General features: G+C 60.0%; 15 protein-coding genes. 6 read left to right on the forward strand and 9 right to left on the reverse strand.

The window, feature by feature from the left end; genetic code table 11:
* Window positions 1-20: 20 nt before the first annotated feature.
* The 9 genes from B9N43_RS12245 to rpmH all read right to left on the reverse strand — a co-directional run bounded on the left by B9N43_RS12245 (window position 21) and on the right by rpmH (window position 7984).
* On the reverse strand, window positions 21-881 hold the full coding sequence (locus tag B9N43_RS12245; RefSeq protein ID WP_145842467.1) for a ParB/RepB/Spo0J family partition protein: 861 nt from the start codon (window positions 879-881) through the stop codon (window positions 21-23).
* Window positions 878-1669 carry a ParA family protein gene (locus B9N43_RS12250; RefSeq protein WP_145842468.1) on the reverse strand — a complete coding sequence of 264 codons (792 nt, stop codon included), beginning with the start codon at window positions 1667-1669 and terminating at the stop codon, window positions 878-880. Before B9N43_RS12250 ends, B9N43_RS12245 begins: the two co-directional genes overlap by 4 nt.
* Before the next feature lie 2 nt (window positions 1670-1671).
* Window positions 1672-2292: a 16S rRNA (guanine(527)-N(7))-methyltransferase RsmG gene (rsmG, locus tag B9N43_RS12255; RefSeq protein ID WP_315904546.1), complete on the reverse strand. Its 621-nt coding sequence runs from the start codon at window positions 2290-2292 to the stop codon at window positions 1672-1674.
* Window positions 2289-4178 carry a tRNA uridine-5-carboxymethylaminomethyl(34) synthesis enzyme MnmG gene (gene mnmG, locus B9N43_RS12260; RefSeq protein ID WP_145842469.1) on the reverse strand — a complete coding sequence of 630 codons (1890 nt, stop codon included), beginning with the start codon at window positions 4176-4178 and terminating at the stop codon, window positions 2289-2291. The genes rsmG and mnmG overlap by 4 nt, the downstream gene beginning before the upstream one ends.
* A 93-nt stretch (window positions 4179-4271) precedes the next feature.
* Entirely contained in the window at window positions 4272-5621 is a 1350-nt protein-coding gene (gene mnmE / locus B9N43_RS12265; protein WP_145842470.1) for a tRNA uridine-5-carboxymethylaminomethyl(34) synthesis GTPase MnmE, read from the reverse strand.
* A complete protein-coding gene (gene yidC, locus B9N43_RS12270) occupies window positions 5602-7215 on the reverse strand; it encodes a membrane protein insertase YidC (protein ID WP_145842471.1) in 1614 nt (537 codons plus the stop codon). Before yidC ends, mnmE begins: the two co-directional genes overlap by 20 nt.
* 32 nt (window positions 7216-7247) lie before the next feature.
* On the reverse strand, window positions 7248-7478 hold the full coding sequence (yidD, locus tag B9N43_RS12275) for a membrane protein insertion efficiency factor YidD (protein ID WP_145842472.1): 231 nt from the start codon (window positions 7476-7478) through the stop codon (window positions 7248-7250).
* The gene (rnpA, locus tag B9N43_RS12280) at window positions 7475-7837 is read right to left on the reverse strand and encodes a ribonuclease P protein component (RefSeq protein WP_145842473.1); all 363 of its coding nucleotides are present in this window, start codon (window positions 7835-7837) and stop codon (window positions 7475-7477) included. The genes yidD and rnpA overlap by 4 nt, the downstream gene beginning before the upstream one ends.
* 12 nt (window positions 7838-7849) lie before the next feature.
* On the reverse strand, window positions 7850-7984 hold the full coding sequence (gene rpmH / locus B9N43_RS12285) for a 50S ribosomal protein L34 (RefSeq protein WP_145842474.1): 135 nt from the start codon (window positions 7982-7984) through the stop codon (window positions 7850-7852).
* A 240-nt stretch (window positions 7985-8224) separates the two neighbouring features.
* Between rpmH and dnaA the strand changes: the two genes are divergently transcribed.
* The 6 genes from dnaA to B9N43_RS12320 all read left to right on the forward strand — a co-directional run bounded on the left by dnaA (window position 8225) and on the right by B9N43_RS12320 (window position 17085).
* Complete coding sequence (dnaA, locus tag B9N43_RS12290; RefSeq protein WP_145842475.1) at window positions 8225-9637, forward strand: chromosomal replication initiator protein DnaA; 1413 nt, start codon at window positions 8225-8227, stop codon at window positions 9635-9637.
* Window positions 9638-9850: 213 nt separating this feature from the next.
* Window positions 9851-10954 carry a DNA polymerase III subunit beta gene (gene dnaN, locus B9N43_RS12295; RefSeq protein ID WP_145842476.1) on the forward strand — a complete coding sequence of 368 codons (1104 nt, stop codon included), beginning with the start codon at window positions 9851-9853 and terminating at the stop codon, window positions 10952-10954.
* A 66-nt stretch (window positions 10955-11020) separates the two neighbouring features.
* Window positions 11021-13486: a DNA topoisomerase (ATP-hydrolyzing) subunit B gene (gene gyrB / locus B9N43_RS12300; protein ID WP_145842477.1), complete on the forward strand. Its 2466-nt coding sequence runs from the start codon at window positions 11021-11023 to the stop codon at window positions 13484-13486.
* Window positions 13487-13997: 511 nt separating this feature from the next.
* On the forward strand, window positions 13998-15086 hold the full coding sequence (locus B9N43_RS12310; protein WP_145770399.1) for an AraC family transcriptional regulator: 1089 nt from the start codon (window positions 13998-14000) through the stop codon (window positions 15084-15086).
* A 36-nt stretch (window positions 15087-15122) separates the two neighbouring features.
* Window positions 15123-16715, forward strand: coding sequence for a GMC family oxidoreductase (locus B9N43_RS12315; RefSeq protein WP_170228166.1), 1593 nt, complete (start codon window positions 15123-15125; stop codon window positions 16713-16715).
* A 55-nt stretch (window positions 16716-16770) separates the two neighbouring features.
* Window positions 16771-17085: a hypothetical protein gene (locus B9N43_RS12320; RefSeq protein ID WP_145770401.1), complete on the forward strand. Its 315-nt coding sequence runs from the start codon at window positions 16771-16773 to the stop codon at window positions 17083-17085.
* Window positions 17086-17295 lie beyond the last annotated feature (210 nt).

Below are 17295 nucleotides of genomic sequence, written 5' to 3' on the forward strand. Positions count from 1 at the left end.
CAAGGATTGATGGAAATGATTCAACGCAGACGCGACAGAATTCCGTCCAATTGATCCAGGCTGGCGAAACGGATGGTGACGCTGCCGGCGCCCTTGCGGTTGGCGGCGATCTTGACCATCGCCCCCAGCCCGTCGGAAAGCTCCTCTTCCAGGCGCAGCAGATCCCGGTCGGCGCCGCGGTCGGCCGGCTTTTTTTCCACCGGATGCAACTCCCGATTCACGATGCGCTCGGTTTCTCGCACCGAGAACCCCTTGTCCACCACCAGGGAGGCGACCCGACCCTGCTCCGACTTGGGCAGGGGCAGCAACGCCCGGGCATGGCCCATCTCGATGTCGCCCGCCATCAGCATGTCCTGCGCCGGCTTGGCCAGGTGCAGCAGACGCAAAAGATTGGTCGCCGCGGGACGGGAACGGCCGACGGCATCGGCCGCCTGCTGATGGGTCATGCCGAACTCGTCGATCAGGCGTTGCAGGCCGGCCGCCTCTTCCAGCGGGTTGAGGTCCTCGCGCTGGATGTTCTCGATCAGCGACATGGCCAGTGCCGCGTCATCCGGAATATCCCGGATCAGCACCGGCACTTCGGCCATACCGGCGATCTGCGAAGCGCGCCAGCGCCGTTCGCCGGCGATGATCTCGTAGCGCTCCTGGCCGCCGACCAGGCCGACGGGCCGCACCGAGATCGGCTGGATCAGGCCCTGGGACTTGATCGAGGCCGCCAGTTCCTCCAGGGAACCCGGGTCCATGCGCGTGCGCGGCTGGTACTTGCCCGGCTGCAGGCTAACCACCGGCAGCGTGTCCTGACGGCTACCTTCGGGGCTGTTGTTGGCGGCCAGCAAGGCATCCAGCCCGCGGCCGAGGCCTTTGAGTTTCGGGGGATTCATCCAGCTTCCTTCCAAGATTTGACGCGTTCCACCATTTCCTCGGCAAAGGCCAGGTAAGCCTGGGCGCCTTTGGCGGTCCTGTCGAACACCACGCCGGGCATGCCGTAGCTGGGCGCCTCGGCCAGGCGCACATTGCGCGGCACCAGGGTCTTGAACACCTTGTCGCCGAAGTGCTGCTCGAGTTGGTCGGAGACCTGCTTGGACAGCGTGCTGCGGTTGTCGAACATCACCCGCAGCAGGCCGATGATCTTCAGATCCCGGTTCAGATTGGCATGGACCTTCTTGATGGTATTCACCAGATCGGACAGGCCCTCCAGCGCGTAATACTCGCACTGCATCGGAATGATCACGCCATGCGCCGCACAAAGGCCGTTCAAGGTCAGCATCGACAAAGAGGGCGGGCAGTCGATGAGGACGAAGTCGTAATCGTCGCGGTGCGCGTGGAGCGCCTGCTTCAGCCGCATTTCGCGCTGCTCCAGGCTCACCATTTCCACTTCGGCGCCGGCCAGGTCCCGATTGGCGGGAAGCACGTCGAAGCGGGCCTCATACTTGGCGGAAGGCGACGGCTGACGCGCGTCGCCCAACCCGGCCAGGCCCAGCAGCACTTGATAGACCGAGCAGTCCAGGCTGCGCTTGTCCACCCCGCTGCCCATGGTGGCATTGCCCTGCGGGTCCAGATCCACCAGCAGGGTGCGTTGCCCCTGCTGGGCCAGGGCCGCGGCCAGGTTGACACTGGTGGTGGTCTTGCCCACCCCGCCCTTCTGGTTGGCGATGGCGAAGATATGCATCGTCAGCTTCTCTCCAGTACGATTAAATGTCTTCGGGCCTCCAGCCCCGGCACCCGCAGCGGATGGCTTGCCGCCACCCGCCAGGTGGCAGGCAGACGGGCGATTTCCTCGGCCGGGAACACGCCTTTCATCGCCAGCAGGCGGCCCCCGGGCACGGCCAGGTGGCCGGCCAGACGCACGAAATCCGCCAGTTCGGCAAAGGCGCGGGACGTCACTGCATCGAATTGTCCCGCAAAGTCCTCCACCCGGCCGCAATGGACCGTGAAATTTTCCAGCTTCAATTCGATCCGGGCCTGCTGCTGGAAGGCGGCCTTTTTCTGTACCGTTTCGATCGAGGTGATCGCCAGCGCGGGCCGGGCGATCGCCAGGGGAATGCCTGGCAACCCGGCGCCGCTGCCGATGTCGGCCAGGCTCGCGATACCCGCCAGATGAGGCACGAGGGTCAGCGAATCGAGCAGATGCTGGCTCACCATCGCGGCTTCGTCCCTGACCGCCGTCAGGTTGTAGGCCCGATTCCACTTTTTCAGCAACGCCAGATAGGTCAGCAGGCGTGCCTCGGCGTCGGCGGGCAACTCCAGCCCCAAGGCGCCCACCCCCTGGTGCAGCATCGCAGCCAGACTCACGCCTGTCCCTCCCGCAGCGAGTACCGCTTGAGGTGAACCAACAGCAGGGAGATGGCCGCCGGGGTCACCCCCTGGATGCGCGACGCCTGTCCCAGGGTTTGCGGCCGATGCTGATTGAGCTTCTGCTGCACCTCGATGGAGAGGCCCTTCACCTCCCGATAGTCGAGGTCGGCCGGCAGTGCCAGGGTTTCGTTGGCCTGGGCCTTTTCCACCTCACCCTGCTGACGATCGATATAGCCCTGGTATTTGGCCTGGATGGTGACCTGCTCCACCACCTGGGCGTCGGACAAGGGCGTTCCGGCACCAGGCAGGGTCAACAGACTGGCATAGGACACCTCGGGCCGGCGCAGCAGGTCGAACAGGCGGTATTCGCGTTCCATGGGCTTGCCCAGCACCCGCCGCGCCTCGCTCTCGGGCAGCAGGCGCGGATTGACCCAGACCGACTTGAGCCGCTCCACCTCGCGGCCGATGGCGTCGCGCTTGCGGTTGAAGGCATCCCAACGAACGTCATCCACCAGACCCAGTTCGCGGCCGATCTCGGTCAGGCGCAGATCAGCGTTGTCCTCCCGCAGCGACAGCCGGTATTCGGCGCGACTGGTGAACATCCGGTACGGCTCGGAGACGCCACGGGTGATCAGATCGTCGGCCAGCACGCCGAGGTAGGCCTGATCGCGGCGCGGACACCACGCCGGCGACTCCCGGCAATAGCGGACGGCATTCACGCCGGCCAGCAGACCCTGGGCGGCGGCCTCCTCGTAGCCGGTGGTGCCGTTGATCTGGCCGGCGAAGAACAGGCCGGCGATGGACTTGGTCTCCAGCGAGGCCTTCAGGTTGCGGGGATCGAAGTAGTCGTACTCGATGGCGTAACCCGGGCGCAGGATGTGGACGTTTTCCAGGCCGCGGATGGAACGCACCAATGCCAGCTGCACATCGAAGGGCAGGCTGGTGGATACGCCCTGGGGATAGATCTCGTGGGTATTCAGGCCCTCCGGCTCCATGAATACCTGATGGCTGTCCTTGCCGGCAAAGCGGTGGATCTTGTCCTCGATCGATGGGCAGTAGCGCGGCCCCACGCCCTCGATCACGCCGGTGAACATCGGCGAGCGGTCGAGGCCGGCGCGAATGATCTCGTGGGTGCGTGGATTGGTGTGGGTAATCCAGCACGGCACCTGGCGCGGATGCTGGACAGCGGAACCGAGGAAGGAAAACACCGGCACCGGGTCGTCGCCGGGCTGACGCTCCATCACCGAATAATCGATGGTGCGGCCATCGAGGCGCGGCGGCGTGCCGGTTTTGAGCCGGCCCACCGGCAGCTTCAATTCCCGCAGGCGCTGGGCCAGGGAGAGTGACGGCGGATCGCCGAAGCGCCCGGCGCGGAAGTTTTCCAGCCCGACATGCACCAAGCCATTCAAGAATGTGCCGGCGGTGAGTACCACCGCCCTCGCCTCGAAACGGATGCCGATCTGGGTCACCACTCCGCTCACCTGGTCGCCGTTCAGGGTCAGGTCATCCACCGCCTGCTGGAACAGGGTCAGATTGGACTGATTCTCCAGACGGGAGCGGATCGCCTGCTTGTACAACTGGCGGTCGGCCTGGGCGCGGGTGGCACGCACCGCCGGCCCCTTGGAGGCATTGAGGATGCGGAACTGAATGCCGGCCTCGTCGGTCGCCGCCGCCATGGCGCCCCCCAGGGCATCCACCTCCTTGACCAAGTGGCCCTTGCCGATGCCGCCAATCGACGGATTGCAGGACATCTGGCCGAGCGTCTCAATGTTGTGCGTCAACAGCAAGGTACTGGCGCCGGCGCGCGCCGCGGCCAAAGCGGCCTCGGTACCGGCATGGCCGCCGCCGACCACAATCACATCGAAACGGGTGGGATACAGCATTTGAGGGACCGCAAAAAAGAGGCGCAATCATACGCCTCCCATCAGCAAAATCGTGTTTCACGTGAAACCAGCACCCTCCTGTTTCACGTGAAACTATTTACCGATGCAAAACCTTGAAAAGATGGCTCCCAACAGATCATCGGCGGTGAACTCGCCGGTGATGCGGGACAGCGCGGATTGAGCGAGGCGCAGTTCTTCCGCGCAGAACTCGATCTGCTGCAGTTGGGCGGCCGCCGCATCCAGATGCGCCTGCGCGTCGACCAATGCTTCCAGATGCCGTTCGCGCGCCAGGATGACATCCTCGCCGTGTCCCTGCCAGCCCGCCATACGCAGCAATTCGTCGTGCAGCAATTCGATGCCGGCACCGGTCTTGGCCGACAGCCGCAGATGAACGCTGTCCCCCTCTTCCCAACGCGCCGGTGTCGACTGCGCCAGATCGCACTTGTTATGCACCACCAAACGACGCCTGCCGGACGGCAAGCGCTGGGCCACGTGCTGATCGGCGGGCGTCACCCCGGCGCGCGCATCGACCAGCAACAGCACCGCGTCGGCGCGCTCGATCTCCTGCCAGCTGCGCTCGATGCCGATCCGTTCCACCGGATCGTCGGTTTCACGCAGGCCGGCGGTATCGATCACATGCAAAGGGATACCTTCGATCTGGATCGTCTCGCGCAGAGCGTCGCGCGTGGTTCCCGCGACTTCGGTGACGATGGCCCGCTCCTCGCCGGTCAGCCGGTTGAGCAGCGAGGACTTGCCGGCATTGGGCAGGCCGGCGAGAACCACATGCAATCCGGTGCGCAACAGGCTGCCTTGATGGGCGCGCGCGCGCAGCGCCGCAAGCTGTTCGCGCAACGCTTCCAGGCGCTGTGCCGCATCGGTATCTCGGATGACGTCGATTTCCTCGTCGGGAAAATCCAGGGTCGCCTCGACCAGCAGGCGCAACTCGATCAGGCGCTCCACCAAGGCATGAATCGCCCGGGAAAACTCTCCGCTCAGCGACCGCATCGCGGAACGGGCGGCGGCGGCGGTGCTGGCCTCGATCAGATCGGCGACCGCTTCGGCCTGGGCCAGATCGAGTTTCTCGTTGAGAAAGGCGCGCCGCGAGAACTCCCCCGGCTCCGCCAGCCGGGCGCCGAGCTCCAGACAACGACCCAACAGCAACTGCATCACCAGCGGGCCGCCGTGACCCTGGAGCTCCAGCACGTCCTCGCCGGTGAAGGAATGCGGCGCCGGAAAGAACAGCAGGATGCCCTGGTCGATGAGCGCGCCCTGCGCGTCATGGAAATTGGCCAACGTCGCCTGGCGCGCGGCTGGCCTGCGGCCGCAAAGAACTTCGGCGAAGGAGAGCAGATCCGGGCCGCTGACCCGGACCACCCCGATGCCGCCCCGCCCCGGTGCGGTGGCGATGGCGGCGATGACGTCGCTAGCCGTCCTTCTTTTCACTGCCCGCGATCATCCGGGTGATCTGCCACTGCTGGGCGATGGACAGCACGTTATTGACGATCCAGTAGAGCACCAGGCCGGAGGGGAAGAACAGGAACATGCCGGTGAACACGATGGGCATGATCATCATCACCTTGGCCTGCATCGGATCGGGCGGCGTCGGATTGAGCTTGGTCTGGATCAGCATCGTGGCGCCCATGATCAAGGGCAGCACGTAGTACGGGTCCTTCGTCGACAAATCCACGATCCAACCCAGCCACGGGGCGTTGCGCATCTCGACCACCCCCAGCAGCACCCAGTAAAGGGCGATGAAAACCGGGATCTGGATCAGGATCGGCAGGCAGCCCCCCAGGGGATTGATCTTTTCCTTCTTGTACAGCTCCATCATTTCCTGATTGAGGCGCGCCCGGTCGTCGCCATACAGCTCCTTCAGGCGCATCAGCTTGGGCGTCACCACCTTCATCTTGGCCATGGACTTGTAGCTGGCGGCGGAAAGCGGGAAGAAGGCCAGCTTGATCAGCACCGTCAGGGCGATGATGGACCAGCCCCAGTTGCCGATCACCTTGTGCAGCATGCCCAACAGCCAGAAGATCGGCGAGGCGATCACCGTCAGCCAGCCGTAGTCGACCACCAGTTCCAGGCCCGGTGCGATCCGCTTCAACTTGTCCTGCTCCTGGGGGCCGGCATACAGCTTGACCTCGGCCTTGCCGCCGCTGACCGGGACGATCACGCCGGCGGCGTAGAGGGAACCCTCCAGCTTGCGGGTATAGAACTCGCGCTCGCCATTTCCTTCCGGCAGCCAGGCCGAAACGAAATAGTGCTGGACCATCGCGATCCAACCGTCGTTGGCCTTGGCCACATGCTTGTTCTTGCCCTTGGCAATATCCTCGAAACTGGCCTTCTGGAACTTTCCTTCTTCCGTGTAGATCGCCGGACCGGTGAAGGTGCTGACCCCCATGGCCTTGCTGCTCGCCTCCGCCGGCTTGTCGTCGCGCACGGTCTGGAAATAGGCGTGGTCGGCGCGGGCATCGCCGCTGATCTGGTAGGCCACGTCGATCAGATAGCTGCCGCGATGGAAAGTGTAGGTCTTGACCACCGTCCCCTCGCTCGCCGGCGCTTCCAGACTGACCTGCAAAGTATCCTGGCCGGGCGCCAGTTCCACCGGTCCGGGCTTCAATTGCCACAGGCTCTTGTGGTTGGGCAGGCCCTCGCCGATCAAACCGCCCTGCCCCAGATAGGTATGCTGACCGTCCGAATCGAACAACACGAAATGCCGGGTGGGATCATCGGTCGCCAGGTGCTTGCTCAATTCCAGATGGGTCAAGTCACCGCCTTGGGCGGAAATCTCGGCGACGAACAGATCGGTGCGCACCGTCACCTTGGCCACATTGGCGCTCGCCGCCGCTGTCGCCCCCTGCGGCACGACACCGGGTGTCGGCTTGGACGCCGACGGCACCGGGACTGCGGCAGCGGAGTTGGCGGCCACCGTACTGCCCGCCTGCGGTTTGGGCATGGTGTGCTTTTGCCAAGCATCCCAAAGCATCAGAATGGAAAAGCTGAAAATCAGCAGAAGGATCAGGCGTCGGTTATCCATTGCGCTCAATATTTCTCAATAGCTTGATAAGTCTACGGAACAGGGTCAGTCCCCCCGGGATGCCAGGGATGACAGCACCCTACCCTCCGCAAAGCCAGGCCGAGTCCTTTGACCGGCCCGTGCCGGCGCAAGGCTTCCACGGCGTATTCGGAGCAACTGGGGTGAAATCGGCAATTCTGCCCGAGAAACGGACTCAAGCCCCACTGATAGGCACGAACCAGCGCTACCAGGGAGGTCGTCAAAATAGCCGACAGGGTTCTCATGTCGAACCATTCCTGGGGAGCCGCCCCAGGAGAGCTTCAATCTCGTCCTTCCAGAGCACCCGGTCGTCGGGCGTCTGGCTTGGCCGAGCCAACCGGAAAATCAAATCGTAAGCGGGCAAACGGGAACGCTGGGATCGGAAAAGCTCGCGCACCACCCGCTTGATGGCATTGCGCTGCACGGCGCGGCGAGCATTCCGTTTGGGTACCACCAATCCCAACCGCGGCGAATCCAGCAGGTTGGGACGATAGTGCAAATCAAACCGGACGCCCCGCAATACGCGACGGTAGGCAAACACCGCCCCGAACTCTCCGGCCTGACGCAACCTGTGCTCGGGGCGGAAGCGATATTCTCCCGCCACCCGACAGACTCCTTAGACGCTCAGACGATGACGGCCTTTGGCGCGGCGAGCACGAATCACCGCACGACCACCGCGGGTGCGCATGCGAACGAGGAAACCATGGGTACGCTTGCGGCGCACGACGGACGGTTGGTATGTGCGTTTCATTGGAGACTACCTTCGGCAGAAGTTAAACGCGTGATTAGATATTTTCCGGTCTTTTCTGTCAAGTCAGGGGTTATTCCGCGCGATGATTCGGGATGCGATCCCGGCTGTGGATAACCTGCCGTTTAGTGGCTACAATGCTTCTTCTCCAAGCCGCCCCCCGCGGTGCTTCTCTCGGGGCCATCAACGATTCGAAAACAACGATTCCCCCGGAACACAGGGGACTCCGACCTATCTGGATTTATGAGCGATTTCTGGGCGACTTGTCTGAGCCGGTTTGAACATGAGCTTTCCGCTCAGCAATTCAACACCTGGATCAAGGCACTCCGCATTGAGGATGAAGGCGCCTCGACAGGGAAGCTGCGCCTGTACGCGCCGAACCGCTTCGTGTTGCAGTGGGTGCGCGACCGCTATCTGGATCAGATCGAAGCCCTCGGCAAGGAATTCTTCGGCGAAGAGGTCAATGTCAGCCTCAACATCTACAGCAACACCCCCCCCGTCAGCGAAGTGTTGCGCGCCGATGGCGCAGCCTCGACCCAAGGCAAAAAAGTCGTCGCCGAACCGGCGGCCGCAATCCCCGTCACCCCAGTCTCCGGCGGCGCCACCCTCGTCCACCTGTCCGATCCGGCCTACGACAAGACCCGGCTCAATCCCGATTTCACTTTCGACAACCTGGTCACCGGGCGGGCCAACGATCTGGCCCGCGCCGCCGCCCAGCAGGTGGCGATCAATCCCGGCGTTTCCTACAACCCCTTGTTCGTCTATGGCGGCGTCGGCCTGGGCAAGACCCACCTGATCCACGCCATCGGCAACGCCGTGATCGCCGCCAACCCTGGCGCCGTGGTGCGCTACCTTCACGCCGAGGATTTCGTCTCCGACGTGGTGCGTGCCTACCAGAACAAGTCGTTCGACGCCTTCAAGCGCTACTACCGTACCCTGGACCTGCTGCTGATCGATGACATCCAGTTCTTCAATGGCAAGAACAGCACCCAGGAACAGTTCTTCTATGCCTTCAACGCGCTGGTGGAAGCCAAGAAGCAGATCGTCATCACCTGCGATACCTACCCGAAAGACATCCAGGGCCTGGAAGACCGCCTGATTTCCCGCTTCGACTGGGGCCTGACCGTGCAGATCGAACCGCCCGAACTGGAAATGCGGGTGGCCATCATCAAGAAAAAGGCCGAGGCTTCGCACATCGACGTCTGCGACGACGTCGCCTTCCTGATCGCCAAGAATCTGCGCTCCAACGTCCGGGAACTGGAAGGAGCACTGAACCGCGTGGTGGCTTTCGCCCGCTTCCATGGCAAGGCCATTACCATCGACGTGGCCAAGGAAGCCCTGAAGGACGTGATCGGCGCCACCAACCGCCAACTGACCCTGGAACTGATCCAGAAGACCGTGGCCGATTTCTACAAGATCAAGGTCGCCGAAATGTATTCCCAGAAGCGCACCCGCGCCATCGCCCGGCCGCGCCAGGTGGCGATGTGGCTGTGCCGCGAACTGACCGCCCACAGCCTGCCGGAAATCGGCGACGCCTTCGGCGGCCGCGACCACACCACAGTGCTGCACGCTTGCCGTACCATTATCGATTTACGTACGCGGGATACTCAGCTCAACAACGATCTGCATGTGCTGTTGCAGACCATCAAGGGGTGAATAACGTATGGAAAAACGACGGGATTTCCTTTTGATGAATTGTGGATAACTCACCCAATTCCGACAATCCCGCGTTTTACACACTTTTGCCCACAGCTGAACCGACGACTTGCCAAGAGCTTTACCAAGAACTCAATTCGTTGAATCAAAAAAATAAAGTTCCATTTTCCACAGAACCGGCCGAGCTCTTATTAGTTAACAGGAGACTTATAAATGCTTTTGTTTAAAGGACCACGAGATCAAATATTGTCTCCCTTGCAATCAGTGTGCGGCATCGTGGAAAAACGACACACCCTGCCCATTCTTTCCAACGTTCTGATGGAAAAGAACGGCGAACGCCTGACCCTGCTTGCGACGGACATCGAGATCCAGATCCGTACCGGCACCCAGGCCGTGGGCCCGGAAAGCGTTGCGCTGACGGTGGCGGCCCGCAAGCTGCAGGACATTCTGCGCTCCCTGCCCGAGTCGGCCGAGGTCAGCCTCAATTTCGAGGATCGGCGGCTCCAGCTCAAGGCCGGCAAGAGTCGCTTCAATCTGCAGACCCTGCCCGCCGAGGACTTCCCGCGCATGGCGCCCGCCGAGGGCGAACAGACCAAGCTCAGCCTGTCCCAGAAGCAGTTCAAGCGCCTCCTCGCCCTGGTCCAATACGCCATGGCCCAGCAGGACATCCGCTACTACCTGAACGGCCTCCTGCTGGTGGTGAATGGCAATGAAATGCGGGTGGTGGCCACCGATGGCCATCGCCTGGCCTACGCCAGCGAAACCCTGCCGGAAGAGCACCCGCGCATGGAAGTCATCCTGCCCAGGAAAACCGTGCTCGAACTCTCCCGCCAACTGGCCGACAACGACGATCCGCTGGAAATCGTCATTGCTCCCACCCAGGTGCAGTTCCGTTTCGGCGACATCGAGTTCGTCTCCAAGCTGATCGACGGCAAGTTCCCCGACTACGAGCGGGTGATTCCCCAGGGCCACGACAAGTCCATCCGCCTGTCCCGCGAACTTCTGCTGCAATCGCTGCAGCGGGCCGCGATCCTCACCAACGAGAAATTCCGCGGCGTGCGCCTGGTTCTCGGCAACGGCAGCCTGAAGATCATCTCCAACAACGCCGAGCAGGAAGACGCCCAGGAAGAGATCGAGATCGACTACGCCGGCGACGCGCTGGATGTCGGCTTCAACGTCACCTACCTGCTGGACGTGCTCAACAACTTGAGTGTGGACGCCATCGAATGCCGTCTGGCCGATGCCAATTCCAGCGCCCTGTTCGTGCTGCCCGACAACGAGCGCTTCAAGTACGTCGTGATGCCGATGCGCATCTGATGGAGAAACGGACCATCCTTCGACTCGAATCCTGATTTTCAACGCCCCCTCTTTCCGGAAGTACCTATGACCGAGCAGAATCCCGCCGCCCACGGCGGTTACGACGAATCCTCCATCCAGCAGCTGGAGGGTCTGGAGGCCGTACGCAAGCGCCCGGGCATGTACATCGGCGACACTTCCGACGGTACCGGCCTGCACCACATGGTGTTCGAGGTGGTGGACAACGCGATCGACGAGGCTCTGGCGGGCTATTGCGACGACATCGTCGTCACCATCCACGCCGACAACTCCATCTCCGTCACCGACAACGGCCGCGGCATCCCGGTGGGCGTCAAGATGGACGACAAGCACGAGCCCAAGCGTTCCGCGGCCGAGATCGTGATGTGCGTGCTGCACGCCGGCGGCAAGTTCAACCAGAACTCCTACAAGGTCTCCGGCGGCCTGCACGGCGTCGGCGTCTCCTGCGTCAACGCCCTGTCCAAGTGGCTGCGCCTGACCATCCGCCGCGACGGCAAGAAGCACTTCCTCGAATTCAATCGCGGGCACGCCGTGGACCGGGTGATCGAAAAGGTCGACGGCATCGAAATCAGCCCGATGAAAATCGCCGGCGAAACCCAGAACCACGGCACCGAAGTGCATTTCCTCGCCGACGAGGAAATCTTCGGCACCGTCGAATTCCACTACGAGATTCTCGCCAAGCGCCTGCGCGAGCTTTCCTTCCTCAACAACGGCGTCAAGATCAAGCTGGTGGACCAGCGCAACGGCAAGGAGGAGGACTTCGCCTTCTCCGGTGGCGTCAAGGGCTTCGTCGACTACATCAACCGCGCCAAGACGGTGCTGCACCCCAACGTCTTCTGCTCGTCCGGCGACGCGGTGCTGGGCGGTGTCACCATCAGCGTCGAAGTGGCGATGCAGTGGAACGACAGCTACCAGGAACAGGTGCTCTGCTTCACCAACAACATTCCCCAGTCCGACGGCGGTACCCACCTCACCGGCCTGCGCGCCGCGATGACGCGGGTGATCAACAAGTACATCGAAGAACACGAGATCGCCAAGAAGGCCAAGGTCGAGATCACCGGCGACGACATGCGCGAAGGTCTGGCCTGCGTGCTCTCGGTGAAAATGCCCGACCCCAAGTTCGCCTCGCAGACCAAGATGAAGCTGGTCTCCTCCGAAGCCCGCCCGGCCGTGGAGGAAGTGGTGGCCCAGAAACTGGCCGACTACCTGCAGGAGCGGCCGCTCGATGCCAAGACCATCTGCGGCAAGATCGTCGAAGCCTCGCGCGCCCGCGAAGCCGCACGCAAGGCACGCGAAATGACCCGGCGCAAGGGCGTACTGGACGGCATGGGCCTGCCCGGCAAGCTGGCCGACTGCCAGGAGAAGGACCCTTCCCTGTGCGAACTCTACCTAGTGGAGGGCGACTCCGCCGGCGGCTCCGCCAAGCAGGGCCGCGACCGCAAGTTCCAGGCGATCCTGCCCCTGAAGGGCAAGATCCTCAACGTCGAGAAGGCCCGCTTCGACAAGCTGCTCTCCAGCCAGGAAATCGCCATCCTGATCACCGCCCTCGGTTGCGGCATCGGCAAGGAGGAGTACAAACCGGAGAAGCTGCGCTACCACCGCATCATCATCATGACCGATGCCGACGTGGACGGTGCCCACATCCGCACCCTGCTGCTCACCTTCTTCTATCGCCAGATGCCCGAGCTGGTGGAGCGGGGCTATATCTACATCGCCCAACCGCCGCTGTACAAAATCAAGCACGGCAAGACCGAGCTCTACATCAAGGACGACGCCGCCCTCTCCCAACACGTGCTCAAGCTGGCTCTGGACGGCGCAGTGCTGATCCCCCGGGAAGGCGCCGCAGCCATCGAGGGCGACGCCCTGGGCGAACTGGCCCGCAGCTACCTCACCTCCGAAGCCATCGTTCGTCGCCTCACCGACTTTGTCGACAGCCAGGTGCTCCACGCCATCCTGGCCCACGACGTGCCCCTCAGCCTGGACGACGAGCCCTCCGCTCGCCGTAGCGCCGAAGGCCTTGCCGCCCACGTGGCCGATCTGGTCATCGCGCCCCATTACGACGAGAAGAACGAACGCTGGCAAGTGCGCATCGAGCGCATGCGCCACGGCAACCGGCGCGTCTCCAACATCGACGCCGACTTCCTGCTCTCCGGCGACTACCAGCAACTCAAGCGCACCGCCCAGATGATCGTCGGCCTGATGGGTCCCGGCGGCCAGATGCGGCGCGGCGAAAAGAGCGCCAACGTCGCCAGCTTCGCCGATGCCATGAAGTGGCTGCTCAACGAAGTCGAGCGCGGCCTCTCCAAGCAGCGCTACAAAGGCCTGGGTGAGATGAACCCCCAGCAGCTGTGGGAAACCACCATGGACCCCGCCGTGCGCCGCCTGCTCAAGGTGCAGATCGACGACGCCATCGCTGCCGATGAGATCTTTACGACTCTAATGGGCGACAACGTTGAGCCCCGGCGAAATTTCATCGAGAGCAATGCGCTTTATGCCAAAAACATCGATGTCTAGACCTGTAGGATCTCACTGAAGTCTGGATCTTTCCCAAAATTCTGGATTTCGTGAGAACGGAATCATTTTGGTATCAAATGGCCTGCACTGAATTGTGCAGGCCATTTTTTTAACCGATTTCAGATGACTGGGTTTCGGCCTTATGTGGAGCTCAATATAAGGCTGAGGACTTGTCGGTGATCAGTCGTCAGGAATGGCTGCTCAACTCGGTAACCGGCCGTAGTACCTCGGATACCGCAGAGGGTCGACACTCCGCGTAAGCCACCTGCCTCAACAGCAACCATTCCAGCATAGTCCGAACATAGGACTCCGATCATGGAAACCGTCAACAAATGAGAAGCCTGGAACAAGGGAAAGCTCGTCGGCCAGAAGCCACCGCTCAAACCGAAGGACATCTGGGCCAGGATCAATAGTGAAGGACACGAAGGTCCCGATGGTGATCGCCAGGGTCCTTCCTGGGCCTCTTACACAGTCATAGAATCCGGAGATCATCATTGGCCGGAGTTTTTGGATGGAAAACCCTCAGATCAAAGAGGCCTTATCGTTGCGCAGCGAGCGGCCCTCGATGGATGATGGTTCCACCACCATGTATTCGACCGCAAGGCTCATACCTTTTATGCTCCGAGAACTGGAGAACCGGGGATATGACCGATCAACCTTGCTTGAACAAGCCGGTATTAAGTGGGACAACCAAGCTTCTCCCAATATGGTCTCGCCCAGCGAATGCAGTAGATTTTTTAATTACATCTGCAGCCTTCTCTCCTCTGAGGCGACCACCCTGCCACTCCAAGCGATAGTGACAAAAGATGTCACAGACATGCTGCTGCACTGTGTTATTACCTGCGATAACCTCGCTTGTGTGATTGAACGCTCAATAGTCTATTGTGAGCTAGTGAAGGCCATTGGGCTGTCACTTCAGTTGGTGCAGGGCAGTGAATTTGCGGAGTTGCGCATAGAGCTGGACCGTCCGATGAAGGACACACCATCGCTCTTGCTACTGCTGGCTTCCATGAGTATTTTTTATCAGCTATTTAGCTGGATTACAGCAGTCGATCTGCCGGTTTCAGAACTTGGATTGTGCTGTGACAAACCCACGTTTTCTCCTCCGCTGGGCGGACTGCCGGACGTACCGCTGTTTTATCAGCAGAGACATAGCCGGATAGTATTTCCAGTATCGTGCCTGACCCTGCCGGTGGCTAGGAATAGTGAGCAACTCAAGCAGGTTATCGACCATTTCCCATTGGATCTTTCTGTGGTCGGGCCGAAAGGCAGTAGTTTGTCCAGTCAGATCGAGACCCTGATCCAAGCTTCTCTGCGTAACCAGAAGTCTCACATTACCTTTGAAACAGTCACTCAATTAGTCAATTTAAGTCCCGCAACCTTGAGGCGTCGTTTACGGGGTGAAGGCACCAGCTATTCCGACATCCTCAACCGATGCCGGATGTCATATGCCAGTCATGCGCTCCGTACGACCAGTCGGCCCATGAAGTGTATAGCCCTTCAGTTGGGATTTAGTGATGATCGCGCTTTTCGTCGTGCGGTTAAACGTTGGTCCGGTTCTACACCAACTGAGCTAAGAACCGGTCAGTCCAATAGCTGATCAAGTACGTCATTTTTGATGATCAAGGAAGCTACCATGACCAATTCGAGCACAGAAACCTTCGACTTCATTATTGTAGGTGCGGGGTCCGCCGGCTCTGTTTTAGCTAATCGACTTAGTGCTAATGGACACCATTCTGTCTTGCTGCTAGAGCAGGGGCCACGAGACAGTAGCCCACTGCTGACTATGCCGAAAGGATTTGGAGCTCTTCTGTCTGGAGATCGCTATGTTAGTCGCCATCCGGTACCACGCCCGGCTTTGCCGTCATCACTAGAGTTCTGGCTACGGGGGAAAACACTTGGTGGGTCGAGTTCAGTCAACGGTATGTTGTGGGTACGCGCCCAGCAGGAGGGCTTTGCAACAATGTCGCATGTCGGAGGTCATCATTGGCACTGGCCCGAGATTGAGCGGTGTTTTAATCAACTGGATGGTGGCTCCGGGAGTAAGGGGATCATCCCTATCCTGCCCCATGACAGACAACATGCTATTACCCAGGCATTCATTGAATCAGCACGTGCCAGCGGACTGCCTTACTTGGATAAGGTAAGCGATATCGGCAGAACCGGTGCGGCTTATCTACATTTCAATATTAGTGCTGATCGCAAGCGGGTTAGTGCGGCTACGGCTTTCCTGAAGCCCGCGATAAAAAGAAAAAACCTCCGTATTGAAATTGATACGCGCACCAACCGAATAATTTTTGACGGTAATCGGGCAAGCGGTGTCGATGCGACTTGCCGAGGACACGCAGTATGTTATAGCGCTAGGCGAGAAGTCATTCTTTGCGCTGGGGCAATTGAGTCTCCACAAATTCTGCAACGCTCTGGGGTGGGAGCGTCGTCATTGCTCAAGTCGCTGGGAATACAGGTGATATGTGATAACCCAAAGGTGGGGGCTAATCTGAGAGAACACTTGCTATTGGGTATCAACTTCGAAGTTCATTCCCCGAATGACTCAGAGAACCATCAATACGCCGGCCTGCCACTTGTGCGCAATGTTTTGCGTTACTACATTAACCGCACTGGCCCTATGTCGCAGTCACCTTGTCATGCCGCAGCATTTATCTCAACCAATGCAGCTAACAAACGCGCGGATATTCAGTTGATGTTCAACCCATTCTCCCGTCAAGGAGATGCCTTTAGTAATTCGCCTGGCGTCACACTTCTAGGTTACCCAATCTATCCACAAAGCCAGGGGCAGATACAGATTACGTCTTTCGATGGTCAGCAGCCTGCATCCATCCAGTCCAATTACTTGAGTGACGAATATGACCGTCAGATCAGTGTTGCTGCAGTTCGTCATATACGTCATATCGCCGCTCAAACACCGTTGGCACAACGAATCATGCAGGAGGCCACAAACTCTGCTGAAGCACAAACTGATGACGAAATTATCGACCTGTACCAGAGAAATGGCTTACCGGGCTTTCACGCTGTTGGTACCTGTGCGATGGGCTCGACCATTCAGAACTCGGTCGTCGATTCGAAAATGAGAGTTCACTCGACGGATGGGTTGCGGATCGTCGATGCTTCCATCATTCCGGAAATGGTTGCGGGAATCACCAATGCGACCATCATGGCCATTGCCCTCCGGGCTTCAGAACTGATACTCGAAGATCATCCGGTCTGTTGATCGTGTTCCCGTATCGACTTTACCTTTGTCCAATCATCAACCCATGGAGAACCCTATGATTACCGTTATTGTTAAATACCAGACCCAAAAAAAATTCACTCAGGATGAAATCAACGCCATACTGCTCCATGGCGCAAAAAATATTTTCCTGGGCCTTCCTCATCTTTACAGTAAGCAGTTCTGTTTTGATACAGAAACCAGCCAAGGTCTATCGGTCTACCTATGGGAGTCCAGAGAACACGCTGATGCGTTTTTTACGCCTCAGTTCTTAGAGTCTTTCCAACAGAATATGGGTGTCATTCCAACTATTGAATATCACCCCACTGTTGTTACAGTAGACAATCGGCAGGGGGATATTCTCACCAATTAATCTGATACACATATTCACTGTGCACCTGCGACTGGCCGGGATATCTGGTTGAACTGGAATAACCGGCTAATTGAGAAGCTCGCCGTCCCCTCCGAGGACTTCAACTCACCCGCCGCAACATTTATCTGAATCGCATAAATCCCACGAATCTTCGCAGCTGACTTGAAGACTGATAGGTGCAGCCGATCAACTTCCCCAATCGGGGCAGTA

This window comes from Denitratisoma sp. DHT3, from assembly GCF_007833355.1.
GTDB lineage: Bacteria > Pseudomonadota > Gammaproteobacteria > Burkholderiales > Rhodocyclaceae > Denitratisoma.